Annotated in this window: 21 protein-coding genes and 1 riboswitch; of the genes, 6 read left to right on the forward strand and 15 right to left on the reverse strand. The window is 68.8% G+C overall.

Annotation, left to right across the window (positions count from 1 at the left end; genetic code table 11):
- Positions 1-55 precede the first annotated feature (55 nt).
- From pncA to KV106_RS20520, 9 genes are all read right to left on the reverse strand, one after another.
- Positions 56-781 carry a bifunctional nicotinamidase/pyrazinamidase gene (gene pncA / locus KV106_RS20480; RefSeq protein WP_057593414.1) on the reverse strand — a complete coding sequence of 242 codons (726 nt, stop codon included), beginning with the start codon at positions 779-781 and terminating at the stop codon, positions 56-58.
- Positions 782-866: 85 nt separating this feature from the next.
- The gene (locus KV106_RS20485; protein WP_261212007.1) at positions 867-1,601 is read right to left on the reverse strand and encodes an ABC transporter ATP-binding protein; all 735 of its coding nucleotides are present in this window, start codon (positions 1,599-1,601) and stop codon (positions 867-869) included.
- Positions 1,602-1,743: 142 nt separating this feature from the next.
- Positions 1,744-2,517: an ABC transporter ATP-binding protein gene (locus KV106_RS20490; RefSeq protein WP_261212009.1), complete on the reverse strand. Its 774-nt coding sequence runs from the start codon at positions 2,515-2,517 to the stop codon at positions 1,744-1,746.
- Positions 2,514-4,442: an ABC transporter permease gene (locus KV106_RS20495; RefSeq protein ID WP_261212011.1), complete on the reverse strand. Its 1,929-nt coding sequence runs from the start codon at positions 4,440-4,442 to the stop codon at positions 2,514-2,516. Before KV106_RS20495 ends, KV106_RS20490 begins: the two co-directional genes overlap by 4 nt.
- Positions 4,443-4,584: 142 nt before the next feature.
- A complete protein-coding gene (locus KV106_RS20500; RefSeq protein WP_093343883.1) occupies positions 4,585-5,790 on the reverse strand; it encodes an ABC transporter substrate-binding protein in 1,206 nt (401 codons plus the stop codon).
- A 74-nt stretch (positions 5,791-5,864) separates the two neighbouring features.
- Positions 5,865-6,449, reverse strand: a complete 585-nt coding sequence (locus KV106_RS20505) for an amino acid synthesis family protein (RefSeq protein WP_057593419.1) — start codon at positions 6,447-6,449, stop codon at positions 5,865-5,867.
- Between the two features lie 142 nt (positions 6,450-6,591).
- On the reverse strand, positions 6,592-7,236 hold the full coding sequence (locus tag KV106_RS20510; protein ID WP_057593420.1) for an amino acid synthesis family protein: 645 nt from the start codon (positions 7,234-7,236) through the stop codon (positions 6,592-6,594).
- A 21-nt stretch (positions 7,237-7,257) separates the two neighbouring features.
- Positions 7,258-8,163: a UPF0280 family protein gene (locus KV106_RS20515; RefSeq protein ID WP_261212014.1), complete on the reverse strand. Its 906-nt coding sequence runs from the start codon at positions 8,161-8,163 to the stop codon at positions 7,258-7,260.
- 2 nt (positions 8,164-8,165) lie between these two features.
- Complete coding sequence (locus tag KV106_RS20520) at positions 8,166-9,794, reverse strand: 6-hydroxynicotinate reductase (protein ID WP_261212015.1); 1,629 nt, start codon at positions 9,792-9,794, stop codon at positions 8,166-8,168.
- A 304-nt stretch (positions 9,795-10,098) separates the two neighbouring features.
- On the opposite strand from KV106_RS20520, the gene KV106_RS20525 reads away from it, so the two are divergent.
- Genes KV106_RS20525 through KV106_RS20535 form a run of 3 tightly spaced genes read left to right on the forward strand, consistent with a single transcriptional unit; the run spans position 10,099 to position 12,807 of the window.
- Positions 10,099-10,872 carry a ferredoxin--NADP reductase gene (locus KV106_RS20525; protein WP_057593423.1) on the forward strand — a complete coding sequence of 258 codons (774 nt, stop codon included), beginning with the start codon at positions 10,099-10,101 and terminating at the stop codon, positions 10,870-10,872.
- A gap of 19 nt (positions 10,873-10,891) precedes the next feature.
- Positions 10,892-11,662 (forward strand): TetR family transcriptional regulator, encoded by a 771-nt coding sequence (locus KV106_RS20530; protein ID WP_057593424.1) that lies wholly within the window; start codon positions 10,892-10,894, stop codon positions 11,660-11,662.
- A complete protein-coding gene (locus tag KV106_RS20535) occupies positions 11,608-12,807 on the forward strand; it encodes an amidohydrolase family protein (RefSeq protein ID WP_261212018.1) in 1,200 nt (399 codons plus the stop codon). The genes KV106_RS20530 and KV106_RS20535 overlap by 55 nt, the downstream gene beginning before the upstream one ends.
- A 13-nt stretch (positions 12,808-12,820) precedes the next feature.
- Here the strand turns inward: KV106_RS20535 and KV106_RS20540 are convergent, their stop codons facing one another.
- From KV106_RS20540 to KV106_RS20560, 5 genes are all read right to left on the reverse strand, one after another.
- Positions 12,821-13,222, reverse strand: a complete 402-nt coding sequence (locus tag KV106_RS20540) for a GtrA family protein (protein ID WP_261212019.1) — start codon at positions 13,220-13,222, stop codon at positions 12,821-12,823.
- A gap of 4 nt (positions 13,223-13,226) precedes the next feature.
- Entirely contained in the window at positions 13,227-14,243 is a 1,017-nt protein-coding gene (locus KV106_RS20545) for a glycosyltransferase family 2 protein (RefSeq protein WP_261212020.1), read from the reverse strand.
- Positions 14,240-15,985, reverse strand: a complete 1,746-nt coding sequence (locus tag KV106_RS20550; RefSeq protein WP_261212021.1) for an ArnT family glycosyltransferase — start codon at positions 15,983-15,985, stop codon at positions 14,240-14,242. The genes KV106_RS20545 and KV106_RS20550 overlap by 4 nt, the downstream gene beginning before the upstream one ends.
- Positions 15,986-16,133: 148 nt before the next feature.
- Entirely contained in the window at positions 16,134-18,848 is a 2,715-nt protein-coding gene (metH, locus tag KV106_RS20555) for a methionine synthase (RefSeq protein WP_409976544.1), read from the reverse strand.
- Between the two features lie 60 nt (positions 18,849-18,908).
- Positions 18,909-19,008, reverse strand: a riboswitch (S-adenosyl-L-homocysteine riboswitch).
- 59 nt (positions 19,009-19,067) lie between these two features.
- The gene (locus KV106_RS20560; RefSeq protein ID WP_057593428.1) at positions 19,068-19,505 is read right to left on the reverse strand and encodes a PACE efflux transporter; all 438 of its coding nucleotides are present in this window, start codon (positions 19,503-19,505) and stop codon (positions 19,068-19,070) included.
- A gap of 116 nt (positions 19,506-19,621) precedes the next feature.
- Here KV106_RS20560 and KV106_RS20565 point away from each other — a divergent pair, with 116 nt between their 5' ends.
- From KV106_RS20565 to KV106_RS20575, 3 genes are read left to right on the forward strand one after another with little or no spacing between them, the layout of a single operon-like run.
- On the forward strand, positions 19,622-20,539 hold the full coding sequence (locus tag KV106_RS20565; protein WP_057593429.1) for a LysR family transcriptional regulator: 918 nt from the start codon (positions 19,622-19,624) through the stop codon (positions 20,537-20,539).
- A gap of 53 nt (positions 20,540-20,592) precedes the next feature.
- The gene (locus KV106_RS20570; protein ID WP_057593430.1) at positions 20,593-20,853 is read left to right on the forward strand and encodes a type II toxin-antitoxin system Phd/YefM family antitoxin; all 261 of its coding nucleotides are present in this window, start codon (positions 20,593-20,595) and stop codon (positions 20,851-20,853) included.
- Complete coding sequence (locus KV106_RS20575; RefSeq protein ID WP_057593431.1) at positions 20,853-21,272, forward strand: type II toxin-antitoxin system VapC family toxin; 420 nt, start codon at positions 20,853-20,855, stop codon at positions 21,270-21,272. Before KV106_RS20570 ends, KV106_RS20575 begins: the two co-directional genes overlap by 1 nt.
- Before the next feature lie 21 nt (positions 21,273-21,293).
- On the opposite strand, the gene KV106_RS20580 is transcribed toward KV106_RS20575, so the two are convergent.
- Entirely contained in the window at positions 21,294-22,343 is a 1,050-nt protein-coding gene (locus KV106_RS20580) for a homocysteine S-methyltransferase family protein (protein WP_208510647.1), read from the reverse strand.
- Positions 22,344-22,400 lie beyond the last annotated feature (57 nt).

Consider the following 22,400-nt stretch of genomic DNA (forward strand, 5'->3'; position numbering starts at 1 on the left):
GTCTCGCAGTTGTGGTGTGTCGATGCGCGGCGGGGGCCGCGCATCGCCGGGCTTCTCAGGCGCCCTGGATGTCGGCCGACTGGATGCGCTTCACGCCCTTGGCGCTCATCTGCTTCCAGGCCGCGGCCAGCGAGCCGTTGAGGTCGATGGCGCGCGTGGCGTCCTCGATCACGTAGGCATCGAAGCCGGCCTTGCGTGCATCGAGCGCGGTCCAGGCGACGCAGAAGTCGGTCGCCAGCCCGGTCACGAACACGGTCTTGATGCCGCGCGCCTTGAGGTAGCCGGCGAGGCCGGTCGAGGTCTTGCGGTCGGCCTCCTCGAAGGCCGAGTAGCTGTCGACGTCGGCATGGAAGCCCTTGCGGATGATCAGCTGCGCGGTCGGCAGCTTGAGGTCCTTGTGCAGCGCCGCGTCGTCGGTGCCCTGCACGCAGTGGTCGGGCCACAGCACCTGGTTGCCGTAGTTCAGCTTGATGCTGCTGAAGGGCTTCTGGCCCGCGTGCGCGCTCGCGAACGAGGCATGGCCCTGGGTGTGCCAGTCCTGCGTGACCACGATGTTCTGGAACGAGGCCGCCAGCTGGTTGATGACCGGCACCACGTCGGCGCCGCCCTTGACCGGCAGCGTGCCGCCGTCGATGAAGCAGTTCTGCACGTCGACCACGATCAGCACGGCCTTGTCGCCGGGCTTGATCTTCGCGCCGGCGGCGAAGAGCGCGCCCGAGGCGCCGAGCAGGCCGAGGGCGGCCGTGGATTGGAGGAAGCGTCTGCGGTGCGTGTCGTTCATGGTCTGTGCTCCGTGCTTGCGTTGATGGAAACGAAACCCTGCAAGGAATGCGCCCGAAGACGCATCCGACTCATACAACTGACAACTAGACGCTCAGGTACGCGCGCCGCACTTCCTCGTTGGCCGCGAGCTCGGCCATGGTGGCGTGGTAGCGGATCTGGCCCTTCTCGAGCACGTAGGCACGGTCGGAGACCAGCTCCGCGAAGTGCATGTTCTGCTCCGACAGCAGGATGCTCACGCCCTGCGCCTTGAGCTCGAGGATCATGTTCGCCATCTGCTCGACGATGACCGGCGCCACACCTTCGGACGGTTCGTCGAGCAGCACCAGGTAGGGGTTGCCCATCAGCGTGCGCGCCACGGTCAGCATCTGCTGCTCGCCGCCGCTCATGCGGCCGCCGGGACGGTGGGGCATCTCGCCGAGGTTGGGGAACAGCTTGAACAGCCGCTCGGGCGTCCACAGCGGCGCCTCGCTGCCGTCGGCCCAGCGGCGCGCGGCCTGCTTGCCGACCTCGAGGTTCTCCATCACCGTGAGGTCGGTGAACACGCGCCGGTCCTCGGGCACGAAGCCCAGGCCCAGGCGCGCCGCGTGGTGCGGCTCGCTCTTCGAGATGTCGTGGCCCAGGAAGCGCACCGCGCCGCGGCGCTTGCCGAGCATGCCGATCAGCGCCTTGAGCGTGGTCGACTTGCCGGCGCCGTTGCGGCCCATGAGCGCGACCACCTCGCCGCGCCGCACCTCGAGGTCGACGTCGTAGAGGATCTGGGCGGCGCCGTACCAGGCGCAGAGGGCCTTGGCTTCAAGAAGGGATTGCTGGGTGTTCATGGGTTTGAAATCGGGATCGGACTGCCGGACGCAGAGGACGCGAAGATTTCGCAAAATTCGCGAAAGGAATCCGGAAAACCTTTGAAGGTCTTTTTCGCGTCCTTCGCGAAATCTTCGCGTCCTCTGCGTCCGGTTCCCGTATTCATTCGACCTCCGCCGCCTTCTTCTCGAAGGTCTTGCCGCTGCCGAAGTACACCTCCTGCACCTTCGGGTGGTCGCGGATCTCGAGCGGCTTGCCCTGCGCGATGAGACGGCCGCGCGCCAGCACGATCATGCGGTCGGCATAGGCGAACACCACGTCCATGCTGTGCTCGGTGAACAGCACGGCCATGCCGCGGTCGATGACCAACTGCTTGGTCAGCGCCATCAGCGAGTTGCGTTCCTTCGGCGCCATGCCGGCCGTGGGCTCGTCCATCAGCAGCAGCTTGGGGCTGTTGGCCATCGCGATCGCGAGCTCGACGCGCTTGACGTCGCCGTAGGCCAGCACGCTACAGGGCCGGTCGGCCTGCGACTTCATGCCGACCTGGTCGAGCAGCGCCAGCGCCTCGTCGCGCTGGTGCTCGGCGGCGCGGCGCCACATCGAGAACAGCTTGCGGTCGTGCGAGAGCAGCGCCATCTGCACGTTCTCGACCACGGTGAGCGAGGCGAAGGTCTCGGCGATCTGGAAGGTGCGGCCCACGCCCATGCGCCAGATCTCGCGCGGCTTGCGGCCCACGAGTTCCTGGCCGTCGAGCGTGATGGAACCCTGGTCGGCCTTGAGCTGGCCGTTGACCATGTTGAAGGTGGTGGACTTGCCGGCGCCGTTGGGGCCGATCAGCGCGAGCAATTCGCCCGGGGGCAGCTCGAAGCTGATGCCGTCGACGGCCTTGACGCCGCCGAAGGACTTGCCGAGGTTGTTGACCTTGAGCAGGCTCATGCCTTCACCTCCTCGAGCTTGGCATCGGCGGCCTTCTCTTCCTTGGGCGCGCGCAGGCGCTCCACGAGCTGCTTGATCGATCCGGCGATGCCCTGCGGGAACAGCAGCACCAGGATCAGGATGATGGCGCCGAGCATCGCGCGCCAGTAGTCGGTGTTGCGCGCCACGGTGTCGTGCAGCCAGGTGAAGGTGACGGCGCCGACCACCGGGCCCGCGAGCGTCTGGATGCCGCCGAGCAGCACCATCACGAGGCCGTCGACCGACTTGCCGACCGACAGCGTCTCGGGCGAGATGCTGCCCTTGGAGAACGCGAACAGCGCGCCGGCCAGGCCCGCTACCGCGCCCGCGATGACGAAGGCGGCCCACTGCATGCGCTTGACGTCGATGCCGATGGCGTCGGCGCGCAGCACCGAGTCGCGGCCCGCGCGCAGGGTGTAGCCGAAGGGCGAATACAGCACGCGGCGCAGCCACCAGACACCGGCCGACACCAGCACCAGCGTGAGCCAGTAGTAGGCGCGCTTGTCCGACAGCCAGGCCGAGGGCCAGACGCCCGTGAGGCCGTTGCTGCCGCCCGTGAAGCTGTCCCACTGGTAGGTGATGGCCCAGGTGATCTGCGCGAAGGCCAGGGTGAGCATCGCGAGGTACACGCCCGACAGCCGCACCGCGAACCAGCCGTAGACGAAGGCGCCGAGCGCGGCCACCAGCGGCGCGACCACCAGCGTGAGCTCCATCGGCAGGCCCAGCGAGCGCGCGAGCAGCGCGGCCCCGTAGGCCCCGAGGCCGAAGTAGGCCGCATGGCCGAACGAGTGCATGCCGGCCGGGCCCATGATGAAGTGCAGGCTGGCGGCGAACAGGGCCGCGATCAGCAGGTCGATCATCAGCACCAGCGTGTAGGGCGAACCGGCCGTCAGCACCGGCAGCGCGGCGAGCACCAGCGCGAGCACCGCGGCGCCGGCCAGGTAGAGGTTGCCGGCGCGGCGCAGCGGTTCCTCCTGCATGCCGACGTAGCGGCTCGGTGCCTGCGCGCGGCCGAACAGGCCCCACGGGCGCCACACCAGCACGGCCGCCATCACGAGGAAGTCGACCATCAGCGTGAGCTTGGAGAAGGACACGTCGATGCCGAAGATCTGAACCACGCCGAGCCAGATGCACACGGCCTTGATCTCGGCGATCAAGAGCGCGGCCACGTAGGCGCCGGGCAGCGAGCCCATGCCGCCGACCACCACCACCACGAAGGCGGCGCCGATGGTGTTGAGGTCCATCTCGAGCGTGGCGGGCTCGCGCGGCAGCTGCAGCGCGCCGCCCAGTCCCGCGAGCAGCGCGCCGAGCGCGAACACCGCGGTGAAGAGCCACGCCTGGTTGACGCCCAGCGCGCTGACCATCTCGCGGTCCTGCGTGGCGGCGCGCACCAGCGTGCCGAAGCGCGTGCGCGTGAGCAGCAGCCAGACCAGGCCCAGCACCACCGGGCCGACCACGATCAGGAACAGGTCGTACGAGGGGAACTGGCGCCCGAGGATCTCGACCGAGCCCTTGAGGCCGGGCGCGCGCGGGCCCAGCAGCTCGTCGGGGCCCCAGAGCCACAGCACCGCGTCCTTGATGACGAGCACCAGCGCGAAGGTGGCGAGCAGCTGGAACAGCTCGGGCGCCTTGTAGATGCGGCGCAGCAGCAGCACCTCGATCAGCGCGCCGAGCACGCCGACCGCGACCGCCGCGATCAGCAGCGCGGGCCAGAAGCCCAGGCTCGCGCCGAGCTTGTCGACCAGCGTGTACGCGAGGTAGATGCCGACCATGAAGAAGGATCCATGGGCGAAATTGACGATGCGCGTCACGCCGAAGATCAACGAGAGGCCGGCCGCCACGAAGAACAGCGACGAGGCGCCGGCCAACCCGTTGAGCAACTGAACAACGAAGCCTGAAAAGCTCATTCAAGGATCCCGAGGAACTGGAAACTCCCGCCCCCGCCAGGCGCCCGAGGCGCATGGCTGACGCGGTGGTGGTGCCACCTGCTGCCCATGCCGTGCACGCGCGGACCGTTCGGGCAATGCCCGCGGTCCGCGCGCAGCGGCATCAGTCGGCGGGGCGCATCTTCTTGACTTCGTCGTCGCTCGGCTGGAACTTGGCGCCGTCGAGGTAGACGTAGTCCACCATCACGCCCTTGCCGCCGTCGTTCTTCGTCTTGCCCACGTAGGCGCCCATGGTCGACTGGTTGTCCTGCGCGCGGTAGCTGATCTTGCCGAAGGGGCTGTCGAGCTGCAGGCCCTTGAAGGCCGCGACCAGCTTCTCGGTGTCGGTGCTGCCGGCCTTCTGGATGCCGGCTGCGATCGAGTGGATGGCGCTGTAGCCGACCACCGAGCCCAGGCGCGGGTAGTCCTTGAACTTGGCCTGGTAGGCATCGAGGAAGGCCTTGTGCTCGGGCGTCTTGATGCCGCTCCACGGATAGCCGGTCACGATCCAGCCGTTGGGCGCCTCGTCCTTCAGCGGATCGAGGTACTCGGGTTCGCCGGTCAGCACGCTGACCACTTCACGGTCCTTGAACAGGCCGCGGGTGTTGCCCTCGCGCACGAACTTCGAGAGGTCGGCGCCGAACAGCACGTTGAAGATCGCGTCGGGCTTGGCATCGGCGAGCGCCTGCACCACGCTGCCCGAATCGACCTTGCCCAGCGGCGGCGCCTGCTCGGCGACGAACTCCACGTCGGGCTGCGCGGCCTTCAGCAGGGTCTTGAAGGTCGCGACCGAGGACTGGCCGTACTCGTAGTTGGGGTAGACGATGGCCCAGCGCTTCTTCTTGAGCTTGGCGGCCTCGGGCACCAGCATCGCGACCTGCATGTAGGTCGAGGGACGCAGGCGGTAGGTGTAGCGGTTGCCGTTGCTCCAGACGATCTTGTCGGTCAGCGGCTCGGCGGCGAGATAGAAGAACTTCTTCTGCTTCGCGAAGTCGGTCAGCGCCAGGCCGGTGTTCGAGAGGAAGGCGCCCGCGAGCACGTCGACCTTCTCGCGCGAGATCAACTCCTCGGCCACGCGCACGGCGTCGCCGGGGTTGGCGTTGTCGTCGCGGCTGATCAGTTCGATCTTCCGGCCGTTGACCCCGCCCTTGGCGTTGATCTCGTCGACCGCGAGTTCCATGCCCTTCTTGTAGGGCTCGAGGAAGGCCGGCTGCGCCTTGTAGCTGTTGATCTCGCCGATCTTGATCACGCCCTGGGCGTGCGCGGGAACGAGGGCGCAGGTCAGGGTCAGGACGGAAGCCGCGCTGAAAACATGGCGCAAGGGGATCATCGGGAAGCTCCTGGTGGGGTTCGAGAAAAACGGGAAAGGAACGGAGGAAATCGGTGGAAAGGTGGAGTGTCGCCTCAGCGCAGGCCGTCTTCGCCCTTGATCTCGCCGGCCTGCAGGCCGCCGATGCGCGGCAGTGGGCGGCCACTGTCGGTGACCGCCACGGCCACCACGATCTCGCCGGCGCGCGGGGCGTCGGAGACGCGGGCCTCGATGGCGTCGAAATGGCTGCGCACGAAGGCCGCGTCCTTGTGGCCCAGCGGCACGTCGATGGCGGTGCCGAGGGTGCCGAGCTTCTTGGCCGAGGGCACGAGCGCCGCGCCCTTCTCGACCGCCACGCGCAGCGGCGCGCCGAGCTTGGGATGCAGGATCGCGGCCGCATGCTCGAGCTCGCCGCCTTCGCCGACGATCGCGGCCTTGCCGTAGCTCTGCGCCTGGCCGGGCTCGATGCCCAGCGCCTTCACGGCCTTCTGGCCCAGCAGCGCGCCGAGTTCCTCGCCGATCGCGATCAGCTCGTCGAGGTTCTCGCTGTAGCGGCCCGCGTAGGGGTTGGCGATCACGGCGATGGCGACGGCACGGCGCGTGGGCGGCGCGATGTCGCGGCCCATTTCCTTGCGGGTTTCGTCGACCTGGACGACGAGCTTGCGGATGTTGGCGGTCATGTCTCTGGCTTCCTTGTTCAATGCGATGAGGTCGTTGCTTGCGCGTGGCTGCGGCCGCCGCCGGGCCGCCCCAAGGCGGTCCGCGCCTCCCCCTCGGGGGGTGGAGTTACACGCAGCGAAGCGGAGTGAAAAGCCGGGGGGCTCATCTCAGGCCGTCCCACTTGGCGATGTTCTCGGCGAGCAGGCCGCCGACGCGCGCATGCACGCGGTAGCCGGTGCTCATCGCGAGGATGAACACGATCTCGTCGGCCGCGGGCGCGCCGGGCACGCGCACTTCGATCGCGTCGAACTGGCCGCGCACGTAGCTGGCGTTGATGTTGGTCAGCGGCACGTCGAGCGTGGTGCCGGGCGCGCCGACCTTCTTGGTCGACGGCACGATCGACAGCGCATTGCCGGGCTGGCCGGTCTTCTTCTCGTCGACGGTGCCCTTGGCATAGGCGACGCGGTCGCCCTTCCAGCCGAGCAGCTCGCGCATCGCGTAGCCGCCGGGCACGTGCCACAGCGCGCCATGCTCGAGCTCGCCCGCGGCGCCGACGATGGCGCCCTTGCCGTAGGTGGCGAGTTGCTCGAGCGGCACGTCCATCGCGGCGTGCAGCTTGTGCGCCATCTCGAGGCCCACCGGATCGAGCAGGCTCATCATCGGCAGGATGTCGGGCTCGTAGCGGCCCGCGAAGGGATTGGTCAGCACGGCGGCGATGGCACCACGCACCAGCGGCGTCTGGGCACGCGGCCCGAACTCGTGGTGGATGTGCTCGACCTGGGTGAAGACTCGGCGGATATCGATCATGAAAAAGAACCTTGCTTTTCGTTAAGCAATTACTGAACCAACTGCGCGCGGAAGCCTTGCTTCGAGGGGCTTCGAGCATAAGGGCTCGACCAGCCGCCACTGCCCCTGGCAAACGAGCAGAGCGGCCCATGCGAGCCCGCCTTTTTGCAGGACGCGCGCGCACACCGCGCCCGTATCGAGTGCGCTGCGCACGTGCGCGGGGGGCAGTGGCGGCACGTCGACGGTGACCAGCGTGTCGCCGAGGTCGCTGTTGTCCTTGCGCTCGCTCGCGGGCACGCGGCGGATCGCCTCGTGGTCGACGTCGACCGCGTTGGCGATCACGGTCGCGGCCGCATCGGCCTGCGCCGCGGTGGCCGCCAGCACCGTCACGCTGTCGGCGATGCCGAGCGAGAAGCTGCGCCCGCGCCAGCCGCTGGTGGCGACGCCGCGCACCGGCTGGTCGGCGCGCAGTTCGAACTGGCCGTCGGTGTCGACGAGGCCGTTGGCATCGCGCCAGTCGAAGCGCGCGAGGTCCGCGTAGACGCCCACGCGCGCGGTCTGGCCCGGCGCCAGATGCACCGCGATGTCGCCGCCGTTGTTGACCCAGGCGCGCTCGATGCCGGGGCGCTGGTAGAAGGCGATCAGCTCCTGCGCCACCGCGCCCGCGACCGCGGCCATCGGCGTGATGAAGGTCGGCGCGAACGCCGCGCAGGCATCCCACATGCGGCGCGCCACCACGCCGCGCGGGCGCATCTTGTCGGTGACCGGCAGGCGCAGCAGCGGCAGTTCGTGCACCAGTTCGTCGAGCACGTGCGCGAAGCGCGCCCAGGCCGCATCGTGCGCGGCCGCCACCGCGTAGCGGTCGCCGTGCGCCTCGGCCACGATGTCGATCGGGCCGTGGTTGAAGTGCCAGCGGTGCTCGTCGAGCGCCGTGCGTTGGGCGGACATGGTTATCCCAGCATGGGGGCGTGACCGAGGGGCCAGGGATTGGCTTCATCGATGACGAGCCATTGGCGCGCGAGCGGCGCGCCGTCTTCCTGCCAGGCACCGCGCGCGAGCGCCTGCTCGAGCGGGAAGACATGCTCCATGTGGCCGCCGAGCGCCTCGTAGTCGGTGCGCCGCATGCTGAACTCGATGGGCGCGACGATCGCGGGCGTGGGCACGGTGCCGAAGCTGTTGTCGGGCATGCGCATGACATCGGCCATCACCGTGATGCCGCCGCCCGGCCACACATAGGCCGGCGCGCCGCCGCAGGTGACGTTGACCAGCGCGCGCTTGATGGCGCGCGTGAGCAGCACCGGGTTCTCGGTGACGCCCGCGCGCAGGCTGCCGCCGGCACCGCCGAGGAACAGCACGGTGCACAGCGAGGGTTCGCAGTTCTCGCCGATGCGCTCGACGATGCGCTTGACCTCGGGCGGCATCGGCTGCTCGACGGGCTGCAGCGCGTCGTCGAGCACGTACCACTGCGCATGCTCGCCGGTGGTCGAGGTCATGAGCAGGCGCAGGCCGGGCTTGGCCACGCCCTCCTCCCAGCCCTCGATGATCGACAGCGGATCGGCGATGTCGGTGCCGCCCCAGCCGTTGCCCGGATTGGCGACCTGGAAGTAGCGCCCCGGCGTCGACTTGCGGCCCAGCATCTGGATGCCCGAGGGCGGCATGTCGAGGCAGCGGCCGGCCTGGTGCTCGGTCAGCACGCCGGTGATGTGGTCGTCGACCACCACCACCTCGTCGGCCACGCCGGCGAACTGGCGCGCGAAGATGCCGACCGCGGCCGAGCCGCAGCCCACGCGCATGCGCTGCTCTTCCACGCCGTTGACGATCGGCGCCTTGCCGGCCTGGATCACCAGGCTGGCGCCGCCGTCGATGGTGCATTCGATGGCCTTCTTGTTGCCCAGCAGCTGCATCAGCTCGGCCGTCATGCGGCCTTCCTTCTTGCTGCCGCCCGTGAGGTGGTGCACGCCGCCCAGCGACAGCATCTGCGAGCCGTACTCGGCCGTGGTGACGTGGCCCACCACCTCGCCGCGGTAGCGCACGTTGGCCTGCTCGGCGCCGAGGAAGCGGTCGGTGTCGATCTTCACCTTGAAGCTGCAGTAGCTGAAGATGCCCTCGGTGACCACGGTGACCATGTCCACGCCCTGCGCCTTCGAGGCGACGATGAAGGGCGCGGGCTTGTAGTCGGGGTAGGTGGTGGAGGAACCGACGCCGGTGACGAAGACCTCGTCGGCATGCAGCAGGTCGCCATTCCATTCGGCCGGCGCCGTCTCGGCCGCGCTGCCGTCCGCAGCCGCCCCGGGGCGGTCGAAAGCCACCAGCGCGGGCGCATCGCTCGCGAGCTGGCGGCGCAGCAGCACCACCGGATCGACGCGCACCAGCACGCCCTCGCGGTTGGCATAGCGGTCGCAGGCGCCGGTGCGGCCGTCGGAGATCTGGCACAGCACCGGGCAGGCATTGCATTCGACCTTGGCCGCGCTCATGCGCTCGTTGCGCAGCGGCGCCTTGCCGAAACCGCCGGGGCCGGCCTCGGCGACCACCGGCACGTCCATGCCCGGCAGTCCGTCTGTCTTCGTGTGTTCCGTCATCGGGGGGCGACCTCTTGTTGGCTGCAAATCGTGGTGGCGGGGTTTGCAACAAACGTGCCGCATGTCCGCTTGTGCCGGGGCTTTCGTTTGTGTAGCATCCCCTACACTTTCATGTTGCATTCACTACATTGAAGGTCAATGTAGCAAACGGGCCCGATGCTTGCAATGGTGTTTTCTCGCGATGTTCATCGGGGTTTTTCCGACCAACGACAATGGAGGGTTCGGAGCCGGCCGGCAGCTGGCGCCCCAAGGGCGTGCATCCCGGCTCAGCCAACCCCCGTCATTCACCACTATTGAGTTCCGTATGAGTGCATTCAGCGAAGAGAAGGTCCTGAGCGTCCACCACTGGACCGACCGCCTGTTCACCTTCACCACCACGCGCGACCCGGCGCTGCGTTTCTCCAACGGCCACTTCACGATGATCGGCCTGCGCGTCAACGACAAGCCGCTGCTGCGCGCCTACAGCATCGTGAGCCCGAACTACGAGGAGCACCTCGAGTTCCTGAGCATCAAGGTGGAAGACGGCCCGCTGACCTCGCGGCTGCAGCACATCCAGGTGGGCGACACCATCATCGTGGGCCGCAAGCCCACCGGCACGCTGCTGATCGACTACACGCTGCCCGGCAAGCGCCTCTACCTGTTCGGCACCGGTACCGGCCTGGCACCGTTCATGAGCGTGATCCGCGACCCCGAGACCTATGAGAAGTTCGATCAGGTCATCCTGGTGCACGGCGTGCGCCAGGTCGACGAGCTGGCCTACCACGACCTCGTGACCGACCACCTGCCCAAGCACGAGTTCCTCGGCGAGATGGTCGCCAAGCAGCTGCTGTACTACCCCACGGTCACGCGCGAGGAGTTCCGCAACCAGGGCCGCATCACCGACCTGATCGCGAGCAACAAGCTCACCGACGACCTCGGCCTGCCGCCGATCAACGCCGCCGAAGACCGCGTGATGCTGTGCGGCAGCCCGGGCCTGCTGGTCGACCTCAAGCACATCCTCGAGGCGCGCGGCTTCAAGGAAGGCAACACCTCGACGCCCGGCGACTTCGTCGTCGAGCGCGCCTTCGCGGAAAAGTAAGCAGGACGCCGCGCGATCGATGGCCGACAGCCGCTCCATCACCAAGCCCAAGCCCCAGCGCCGCACCGGCGTGCGCGAGGCCGCGGCCCAGGCCACGCGCGACAGCATCCTCAAGTCGGCGACCAAGGTGTTCGCCAAGTACGGCTACGACGGCGGCAGCGTGGAGAAGATCTCCAAGGCCGCCAAGTCGTACGACCGGATGATCTACTACTACTTCGGCAGCAAGGAAGGCCTGTTCATCGCGGTGCTCGAGGGCATCTACCAGCGCATGGACGACGCCGAGGCCGCGATCGCGCTCGACGCCTCGCGCCCGGTGGAGGCGCTCACCGAGGTGATCCGCTTCGTGCTCGGCTACTACCGCAAGAACCCCGAGTTCGTGACGCTGCTCAACACCGAGAACCTGCACAAGGGCCGGCACATCTCGAAGTCGCTGCGCGCGCGCGAGTATTCGTCGCGGGCGGTGGCGATCATCTCGGAGATCCTCGCAAGCGGCGCGGCCCAGGGGCTGTTCCGCAAGGACCTCGTGGCGCGCGACATCTACCTGCTGATCGCGTCCACCGGCTATTTCTACACCTCCAACCGCCACACGCTCACGGCCTTCCTGGGCGAGCCGCTGGAGTCGCCGGACGCGATCAGGCACTGGGAAGACTTCGTGATCGAGACCGTGCTGCGCACCGTGCGCGCGGACGATCTGCAGGACAACAACACTCCCCCCCACGACGAGGACAACACGAAATGGCAGAAATCGCGAGCAGCGGAAAGTCGGGCAAGGTCGTCATCCAGAACATAGGGCTGCTGCTCTCGGGCGACATCGACAAGCCCATCCTCGACGCCGACACCATCGTGGTGAACGATGGCCTGATCGTCGCCATCGGCAAGCAGAAGGACTGCGACCTCGAGGGCGCGAAGACCGTCATCGACGCGCGCCGGACCTGCGTCGCGCCCGGCCTGATCGACAGCCACGTGCACCCGGTGTTCGGCGACTGGACGCCGCGCCAGGGCCAGCTCGGCTGGATCGACTCCACCATGCACGGCGGCGTGACCACCATGATCTCGGCCGGCGAGGTGCACCTGCCCGGCCGCCCCAAGGACATCGTGGGCCTGAAGGCCCTGGCCATCACGGCGCAGCGCGCCTTCGACAACTTCCGCCCCGGCGGCGTGAAGGTGCTGGCCGGCGCGCCGGTGATCGAGAAGGGCATGGTCGAGAGCGACTTCAAGGAACTCGCCGAGGCCGGCGTCGGCCTGCTCGGCGAGGTCGGCCTGGGCTCGGTGAAGGCCGGCTACGAGGCCAAGGAGATGGTGGCCTGGGCGCGCAAGTACGGCATCCAGAGCACGATCCACACGGGCGGCCCCTCGATTCCGGGCTCGGGCCTGATCGACAAGGACGTGGTGCTCGAGGCCGACGCCGACGTCATCGGCCACATCAACGGCGGCCACACCTCGCTGCCCGAGGCCCATGTGTGCGAGCTCTGCGAGAAGAGCTCGCGCGCGATCGAGATCGTGCACAACGGCAACGAGAAAGTGGCGATCGCCGCCGCCAGGGCCGCGCTCGAGCTCAAGTGCCCGCACCGCGTGATCCTCGGCACCGACGGTCCCGCGGGCTCGGGCGTGCAGCCGCTGGGCATCCTGCGCATGGTCGCGATGCTGTCGTCGATCGCGAACATCCCGGCCGAGCTGGTGTTCTGCTTCGCGACCGGCAACACCGCGAAGATCCGCAAGCTCAACTGCGGCCTGATCGAGGTCGGCCGCGACGCCGATTTCGTGTTCATGGACCGCGCCCAGCATTCGCCCGCGTCGGGCCTGCTCGAGAGCGTGCAGCTCGGCGACATCCCGGGCGTGGGCATGGTGATGATCGACGGCATCGTGCGCTGCGGCCGCAGCCGCAACACGCCGCCGGCGACCGAGATTCCGGTGGTGGTGTCGGGCGCGCACTGAGGCGCGCCGATCTTCAAGGCTCGCGCCGCGCCTTGAAGATCAGGTAGCGCGCGGCGAGGAAGTTCACCCCCATGCCCGCGCCGCTGCCCGCGGCCACGCCGAGCATCGGCGCCCAGCGGCCGCTCGCCGAATGCAGCACCAGCACGTAGGCGCCGTAGTTCACGACGGCGCCGCCGAGCATGGTCGCGAGATAGCCCAGGTATTCGCGCCACAGCGCGGTGTCCGAATGGCGGTCGCCGAAGGCGAGGCTGCGGTTCATCGCCCAGGTGGTGGTGGCCGCCGCGAGGAAGGACAGCACGCGCGCGCCGTACCAGCCCAGGAGCGGCGCGGCGAGGTACAGCACCGCCACGTCGACGCCGAAGCCCACGACGCCGGCCACGGCGAACAGCAGGAACTGGCGCCCGGCCTGCCTCATCGCCTCAGCCGCAGGCGCCGTCTTGCCACGACTCCGAGCCGGCCGCGGGCATGGCGAGGTAGCGCAGCCGCTTGGCCTCCTGCCGGCCGATGGTCACGGTGTGCAGCACGGCGCCGCAGACCAGCGCGAGCATCGCGCTGAGCATCAGGCCGGTGGCCAGCACGGCCGTGGGCAGGCGCGGCACCAGGCCGGTCTCCCAGAAGGTCATCGCGAGCGGGATCGCGAGCCCCACCGAGGCCAGGGCGAGCAGGCCCGCGAGGATCGCGAAGAACATCAGCGGCCGTTCGCTCACGAACAGCTTGGAGATGGTGCCGAGGATGCGCCAGCCGTCGCGGTAGGTCGACAGCTTGCTCACCGAGCCCTCGGGCCGCGAGCGGTAGACCGAGGGCACCTCGGCATAGGGCATGCGCAGTTCGAGTGCGTGCACGGTGAGTTCGGTCTCGATCTCGAAGCCCTTGGCCAGCGCGGGGAAGGACTTCACGTAGCGGCGCGAGAACACGCGAAAGCCCGACAGCATGTCGGTGAAGCTGCCGCCGAACAGGCCCGCGACCGCGCCGGTCAGCATCTGGTTGCCCAGGCGATGGCCGCGGCGGTAGGTCTGGGCATCGCTCTGGTCGTCGACGCGCGCGCCCACCACCATGTCGAGCTTCTGCTCGACCAGCATGCGGATCATCTCGCGCACCGTCGAGAGGTCGTAGGTGGCGTCGCCGTCGACCATGACGTAGATGTCGGCCTCGACGTCGGCGAACATGCGCCGCACCACGTTGCCCTTGCCGCGCAGCGGCACATGCACCACCTGCGCGCCATGGGCGCGCGCGACCTCGGCCGTGCCGTCGGTGGAGTTGTTGTCGAAGATGTGGATCTGCGCCTCGGGCAGGTCGGCGCGGAAGTCGGCCACCACCTTGGGGATGGCCAGCGCCTCGTTGTAGCAGGGGATGATGGCGGCGATGCGCAGCGCCGGCGGCAGCGGCGAGAGCGCGGCGGCGGCCGTGGAGGAAGCGAGGCGGTCGGCGGTCGTCATGGCGTGGGCGCGAGTATGCGGTAGGCCTTCACACCATCCTTCTCGACGATCAGGCTGAAGTACTTGTCGAAGTCGGGCTTGGTGTGCACATAGGGCGCGAGCGCGGTCTGGATCACGATCGAGCCGAACTGCTGCGAGGCCAGCTTGCGCGCGAGCTGGTCGGCCGGCAGGTACAGGTAGTCCGAATAGCGGAAGGGCCCGAAGATGTCGCCCCACACCGGGTTGGGCGCGAAGTAGATCGAGTCGTTGAGGCCGACCTGGTAGAGCCGGCCCACGGGGTTGGCGCGCAGGTGGCTCAGCACCTCGTAGCCCGGCACGCGCTGAGCGAGGAAGGCCTCGCGCGAGGCGGGCGTGGGCGAGATCATGCGCACGTCGCGCACCGAATGCGCGAGCGCGAAGCCCGCGAGCACCACCATCAGCAGCCCGCCGAAGACGCCCGGCGTGCGGCCGCGCGCGAGCGCCGGCAGCCGGCGCCGCACGAAGGTGCCGGCCCAGCCCAGCAGCGTGTGCCAGCCCACGGCGGCCATCAGTGCGAGCAGCGGGAACGAGGCCATCATGTAGCGCGGATAGCGCGAGGTCGCGACCCAGATCGCGAGCGAGTAGAGGCAGAACACGAAGGCCGCGCGCACCGGGCCCGGGCGCCACAGCGGGCTGAACGGCACCAGCAGCAGCGGCCAGAACAGGCCGTTGGGCATGTTGGCGTGGTCGCGCACGTCGGCCAGCTGCTGCGTGTAGTCGGCCATGTTCCAGTTGGTGAAGCCGAACACACGCGCGCCGATCGGATTGAAGGGATCGCCGGTCTGCAGGTAGTTGCGCGCATACCAGTAGATGCACGGCACCAGGAACAGCCCGAGGGCCGCGAGCCACGGCAGCGGCCGGCGCTCGCGGCGCGCCACGAACACCGCCACCAGCGGCAGGAAGATCAGCGCCTGGTACTTGGAGCCCGCGGCCACGCCGAGGAAGAAGGCGGCCAGCAGCAGCCAGCGCGCGCGCCCGTGGCGCGCTGCGCCGGGCGCCGGTTCGAGCACGTGGCCCTCGTCCCACCACCACAGCGCGACGAAGGCCGCGAGCACGAACAGCGCCACGCCCATGTCGATGTACGAGTTCGGATAGTCGCCCAGCGCGAGCCAGATGCCGGCGCCCAGGCAGGCGATGTAGCGGTTGGCATGCAGCCGGCCGAGGCGATGGATCATCAGCACCGACAGCCAGCCCGCGAGGCCGTGGATAAAGTGGGTGAAGACGTCGTCGTAGACCGTCAGCGCGGCGGCGTAGAGCAGGTCGTAGTTGTAGGGGAACCAGGGGTAGCGCAGCCACTCGTAGACGCCCAGCGTGCCGCTTTGCGCGACCTGGCGCGCATAGGGCAGGTGGTACATCACCTCGTCGAAGGCCACCGGCGGGGCCAGCGGCGAGAACAGCGTGGGCAGGCCCACGAGCAGCAGCGCGGCGAACGCGCATTTCTCGCCGAGGGTGGCTGCCGGCTGCGCGGGCGCGAGCGCGGCGCGCGCCTTCAGCTCGCGGCGCCAGCCGGGCAGCCGCAGCAGCGCCAGCACGATGCCCGCGCCCAGCAGCGCGAGCACCGCACCCTGGCGCAGCGCGCCGGCAATCGCCAGCGCCTGGAAGGCGACGATGAACAGGCCGACGCCGAGCGTGGTCGCGATCGCGCCCTCGAGCCAGGCGTCGCGCCGCGCGGGCGCCCCGAAGCGCGCCAGCACGGTGGCACCGAAGCCCCAGGCGCCGGCCACGAAGAGGGCCAGCGCCGCGTGGTGCGCGAGGATGAAGAGCAGTGTCTGAATGGGAATCCCCCGAAAGCCTGGATCGGTTCACCGGCCCGCGGGGCGGGCGGCGTGGATGGCGGCGGCGCGGGGGAACGAAAGGGCCCGCCGCGCGCCGTCAGAGGTTGGGCGCCAGCAGCCGCTCCAGTTTGGACTCGCTCGCCTTGCGGCGCACCGCCTGGTCCTGCAGCTGGTCATGGCCGATTTTGCCTACGTTGAAATACGTGCTGTCGGGGTGCCCGAGGTAGAACCCCGACACGCTGGCGGCCGGCATCATAGCGAGGCTTTCGGTCAGGCTCATGCCAATGTCCGTGCAGTTCAGGAGGTCGAACATCGGCTTCTTCACGCTGTGGTCGGGGCAGGCCGGATAGCCGGGCGCGGGGCGGATGCCGCGGTACTGCTCGGCGATCATCTGCTCGTTGCTCAGCGCCTCGTCGGCCGCGTAGCCCCAGAGGTCGGTGCGCACGCGGTGGTGCATGGCCTCGGCGAAGGCCTCGGCCAGCCGGTCGGCCAGCGCCTTGAGCATGATCGCGGAGTAGTCGTCGAGGTCGTCGACGAAGTATTTCTCCTTCTTCTCCACGCCCAGGCCCGCGGTCACGGCGAACATGCCCACGTAGTCCTTCAGGCCGCTCTCGCGCGGCGCGACGAAGTCGGCCAGGCAGCGGCTCGGGCGCATCGTGCCCTCGATCTCCTGCTTCTCGGTCTGCTGGCGCAGGCCGTACCAGGTGAGCGCGGCCTCGCTGCGCGACTCGTCGGTGTAAAGCACGATGTCGTCGTCGTTCTCGGTGTTGGCCGGCCAGAAGCCGACCACGCCGCTCGCGCTGAGCCAGCGGCCCTCGATCAGGCGCTTGAGCATGCGCTGGCCGTCGCCGTAGACGCGCACGGCCTCGGTGCCGACGATCTCGTCCTTGAGGATGGCCGGGAACGGGCCCGCGAGGTCCCAGGTCTGGAAGAACGGGCCCCAGTCGATGTACTTCGCGAGCTCGGTCAGGTCGAAGTTGCGGAACACGCGCCGGCCGATGAACTTGGGCACGGGCGGCACGTAGCTCGACCAGTCGATGGGCGTCTTGTTGGCGCGCGCCCTGGCCAGCGGCCACAGCGGCACCTGCTTCTTGTTGGCGTGCTGCGCGCGCACCTTCTCGTAGTCGGCGTTGATCTCGCCGATGTAGGCCGCGGCCTGGTCGCTCAGCAGCGACTGCGCCACGCTCACGCTGCGCGAGGCATCGGGCACGTAGACCACCGGGCCTTCGTAGTGCGGCGCGATCTTCACGGCCGTGTGCACGCGGCTGGTGGTGGCGCCGCCGATCAGCAGCGGGATCTTCCTGATGCGGAAGTGGTCGTCCTTCTGCATCTCGCCGGCCACGTACTGCATCTCCTCGAGGCTCGGCGTGATCAGGCCCGACAGGCCCACGATGTCCGCGCCCTCGACCTTCGCCTTGGCGAGGATCTCGTGGCACGGGACCATCACGCCCATGTTCACCACTTCGAAGTTGTTGCACTGGAGCACGACGGTGACGATGTTCTTGCCGATGTCGTGCACATCGCCCTTCACGGTGGCGATGATGATCTTGCCCTTGGTGCGCACGTCGCGGCCCGCGGCCTCGTCCTGGCGCTTCTCTTCCTCGATGTAGGGGATGAGGTGGGCCACGGCCGACTTCATCACGCGCGCCGACTTCACCACCTGCGGCAGGAACATCTTGCCCTGGCCGAACAGGTCACCCACGATGTTCATGCCGTCCATCAGCGGCCCCTCGATCACATGCAGCGGACGGCCGCCCTTGGCGAGGATCTGCCGGTAGGCCTCCTCGGTGTCCTCCACGATGAAGTCGGTGATGCCGTGCACCATGGCGTGCGACAGCCGCTGGTTGACGTGCACCGGCTGCTCGGGCGTGCCGCGCCACTCGAGCTTCTTGCTGTCGTCCTTGGCGCCGCTCTTGGCGCTCTCGGCCACCTCGACGAGGCGCTCGCCGGCATCGGGCCGGCGGTTGAGCACCACGTCCTCCACGCGCTCGCGCAGCTCGGGCTCGAGGTCGTCGTAGACGCCGACCATGCCGGCGTTGACGATGCCCATGTCCATGCCGGCCTGGATCGCGTGGTACAGGAACACGGTGTGGATCGCCTCGCGCACCGGGTCGTTGCCGCGAAAGCTGAAGCTCACGTTCGACACCCCGCCCGAAACCTTGGCGCCCGGCAGGTTCTGCTTGATCCAGCGCACCGCGTTGATGAAGTCGACCGCGTAGTTGTCGTGCTCCTCGATGCCGGTGGCGATCGCGAAGATGTTCGGGTCGAAGATGATGTCCTCGGGCGGGAAGCCCACCTCGTCGACCAGAATGCGGTAGGCGCGCTCGCAGATCTCGATCTTGCGCGCGAAGGTGTCGGCCTGGCCCTTCTCGTCGAAGGCCATCACCACGGCGGCCGCGCCGTAGCGCTTCACGAGGCGGGCCTCGTGCTTGAACTTGTCCACGCCCTCCTTCATGGAGATCGAGTTGACGATGCCCTTGCCCTGGATGCAGCGCAGGCCGGCCTCGATCACTTCCCACTTCGAGCTGTCGACCATCACCGGCACGCGCGCGATGTCGGGCTCGCTGGCGATCAGGTTGAGGAAGCGCACCATCGCGGCCTTGCTGTCGAGCATGGCCTCGTCCATGTTGATGTCGATCACCTGCGCGCCGTTCTCGACCTGCTGGCGCGCGACGGCCAGCGCATCCTCGAACTGGCCGTTGAGGATCATGCGCGCGAAGGCCTTGGAGCCGGTGACGTTGGTGCGCTCGCCGATGTTGACGAACAGGGATCCCTCGCCGATGGCCACCGGCTCGAGGCCGGACAGCTTCATGGGAGGAACGGAAGGCGCGGGAACATCGCTCATGGGGCTCACCTGGGCAGGGGAAGACACGTCAGGTGAGCGTCGTTGCAACCGGGCCTTCCGGGCAGGTTCTGCGAGAAGGCGCCTTCCAAGCCTGACGGCGGGTGCCGCTGCAACGCTCCTTGGAAGGGGTGGCGATTTTACCGGCTGCCGGTGGCGCGGCCGGCGCGCGGGTCTATCGCGGCGGGTTCAGGCCGCCTGCGCGACCGGCGCCGCCGAGGCCGGCAGCCCGAAGACGCGGTCGAAGGCCCAGTTGAAGACGAAGGTATAGACCAGGAAGAAGATCACCAGCCCCAGGTCCATCACCAGCGCCTGCCACAGCGAGATGCCCAGGCCCCAGGCGAACATCGGCACCAGCAGGCCGATCAGGCCGCCCTCGAAGCCGATGGCATGGGCGATGCGGCGCTTGAGGCTGCGCCCGCGCACCGCCTGGCGCGCCTCCCAGCGCTCGAACAGGCTGTTGAAGATCAGGTTCCAGATCACCGCGATGACCGAGGCCGCCACGGCCAGCACGCCCGAATGGCCGAGGCCGGCGCCCGTCATCAGCGCCAGCCCCGCGCTGGCGGCCACGATGGCGATCCCTTCGTAGAGGGTGATGTAAACGATGCGGCGCTGGATTCCCTGCATGACGGACTCTCTCTCGGCTTGTTGTGTGACTGCGATCCCTGGACTTTATGTGTCTCCTGCTGATATAAAAAGTCAACTTATTTCAGTTTTATTGATAGATCGATCCGAGAACAGCCATGAGCTTCTCCAGCGACAGCGTCGAGGTCTTCCTGGCCGTGATCGACCACGGCTCCTTCTCGGCCGCCGCCCGCGCCCTGCGCCGCGTGCCGTCGGCCGTCAGCATGGCCATCGCCCACCTCGAGGCCGAGCTCGACCTGCAGCTGTTCGACCGCAAGGGCCGCGAGCCCCGGCCCACGGCCGCCGCGCGCTCGCTCGAGCCGCAGGCGCGCGCGCTGGCGGCGCAGCTGCGCCAGCTCGACGCGCAGGCGCTGGCACTGACCCAGGGGCTGGAGGAACGGCTCACGCTGGCGATCGCGCCCGAGCTGCTGGCCGCGCCCTGGAGCGGCGCGCTGGCCGAGCTGGCGCACGAGTACCCGCTGCTGCAGGTCGAGGTGCTGGCCGCGCCGCAGGCCGACGCGCTGGCGCTGCTGCACAGCGGCCGGGCCCAGCTCGCGCTGGTGTTCGAGCGGCCCAGCCTCGACGGGCGCGAGGGTTTCCAGGAGGTGGGCAGCGACACCATGGTCGCGGTGATGGCGCCGGGCCACCCCGTGCTGGCCGCCGCGCCCGGCGGCCGCCTGCGCGAGGAGCACCTGATCGCCACCCGCCAGATCGTGGTGGCCGGCCGCGACCTCGTCGCGACCATGGACCCGCGCAGCGTGTTCGCGCGCCACCTCTGGCGCACCGACAACGCGCTGGCCGCCCTGAGCCTGATCACCGCCGGCGTCGGCTGGGGCTGGCTGCCGCGCAATTTCGTGCGGCCGCACGTGGCGGCGGGCGCGCTGGTCGAGATCCCGCTCGAGAACCTCAGCAACGGCCTGAACCTGTGGGTGGACGTGGTGTGGTCGCGCGAAAGGCCGCTGGGGCTGGGGGCGCAGCGCTTCGTGGCGCTGATTTCGCGCGAGCGGGTGGCAGCCAAGTCGATGGGGGTGGATTGACGCGCGCCCGCTGATTGTCATAACATACAAACAAACCAGACCAGGGAGCTGCCATGACCATCACCAGCATTTCCAGCCGGGACTTCACCCGCGACGTGGCCGCCGCCAAGCGTGCGGCCACCCATGGGCCGGTCTACATCACGAACCGCGGCGTGCCCGAGTACGTGCTCCAGCGCATCGAGGACTACCGCCGCGAAAGCGGGGAAGCCGAGGAGTCCTTGCTCGCCCTCATGGACAGCCTGCCCATCACGGGCGACGAGCCCTTCGATCCGCCGCGCGCGCAGATCGTGCCGAAGACGCCGGACCTCGGCTGATGTACGTGCTCGACACCAACGTCGTGTCGGAACTCCGGCATGGCAAGCCGAACCCGTCGCCCGCCGTGCGCGAATGGGCGGCCTCGATCCCGCAACGCCACTTCTTCCTGAGCGCGATCACCGTGCTCGAGATCGAGACGGGCATCCTGCGGATGGAGCGCCGCTCGCCGCCGCAAGGCGGATCGCTGCGCCGCTGGTTCGACGCCCTGCGCGAAGCCTTCGACGGCCGGATTCTTCCTTTCGGGGCGGAAGCCGCGCTGCTGTGCGCGCCGATGCACGTTCCCGATCCGCGCGACTACCGCGATTCGATGATCGCGGCCACAGCGCTGGCGCACGGCTTCACGCTGGTCACGCGCAACCTGCGCGATTTCGAGAGAAGCGGCGCGAAGTTGCTCAACCCCTGGCCGGCCGAAGGCTGAGCGCCCCGGTCCGCGAAGGGCTCAAGCGGCCTCCTTGTAGAACCCCGCCGCATTGTTCAGCAGCCGCCCCGCCACCGGCGACACCGCGCGCCCGATGGCCGCGATGTGGTCGGGCGTGGTGCCGCAGCAGCCGCCGACGATGTTGACCAGCCCCTCGGCCGCGAACTCGTGCAACAGGCGCGAGGTCACGTCGGGCGTCTCGTCGAAGCCGGTGTCGCTCATCGGGTTGGGCAGGCCGGCGTTGGGATAGCAGCTGATGAAGGTGTCGTCGGCCACGCGCGCCAGCTCCTGGATGTAGGGGCGCATCAGCGCCGCGCCCAGCGCGCAGTTCAGGCCGATGGCCAGCGGCCGCGCATGGCGCACGCTGTGCCAGAAGGCGGTCACGGTCTGGCCGCTGAGGATGCGGCCCGAGGCGTCGGTCACGGTGCCGCTGATGATCAGTGGCAGGCGCTGGCCGCTGTTCTCGAAGTACTCGTCGACGGCGAACAGCGCGGCCTTGGCGTTGAGCGTGTCGAAGATGGTCTCGACCAGGATCACGTCGGCGCCGCCCTCGACCAGCGCCTCGGTCTGCTCGTAGTAGGCGGCGCGCAGGGCCTCGAAATCGACATTGCGCGCACCGGGATCGTTGACGTCGGGGCTGATGCTCGCGGTCTTGGGCGTCGGGCCGAGGGCGCCGGCCACGAAGCGCGGCTTGTCGGGCGTGGAGTACTTGTCGCAGGCGGCGCGCGCCAGCTTCGCGGACTCGAGGTTCATCTCGCGCGCCAGGTGCGCCATCTTGTAGTCCTCCTGCGCGATGGTGGTCGCGCCGAAGGTGTTGGTCTCGATCAGGTCGGCGCCGGCCGCGAGGTAGCCCTCGTGGATGTCGGAGATGACGTCGGGCCGGGTCAGCGACAGCAACTCGTTGTTGCCCTTCACGTCGCGCTCGAAGTCCTTGAAGCGCTCGCCGCGGTACTGGGCCTCGGTGAGCTTGAAGCGCTGGATCATGGTGCCCATGGCGCCATCGAGGATGGCGATGCGGCGCCCGAGGATCTCGGGCAGTTGCTGGGCACGGGTGTAGACGATCGGCTTCATGGGTCCGGATTGTAGAAAACGCGCCCGCGCCGCACCGCCAAAGCGGTCTTCGGGACT

The sequence above is a fragment of the Variovorax endophyticus genome (assembly GCF_025376855.1).
Lineage (GTDB): Bacteria > Pseudomonadota > Gammaproteobacteria > Burkholderiales > Burkholderiaceae_C > Variovorax.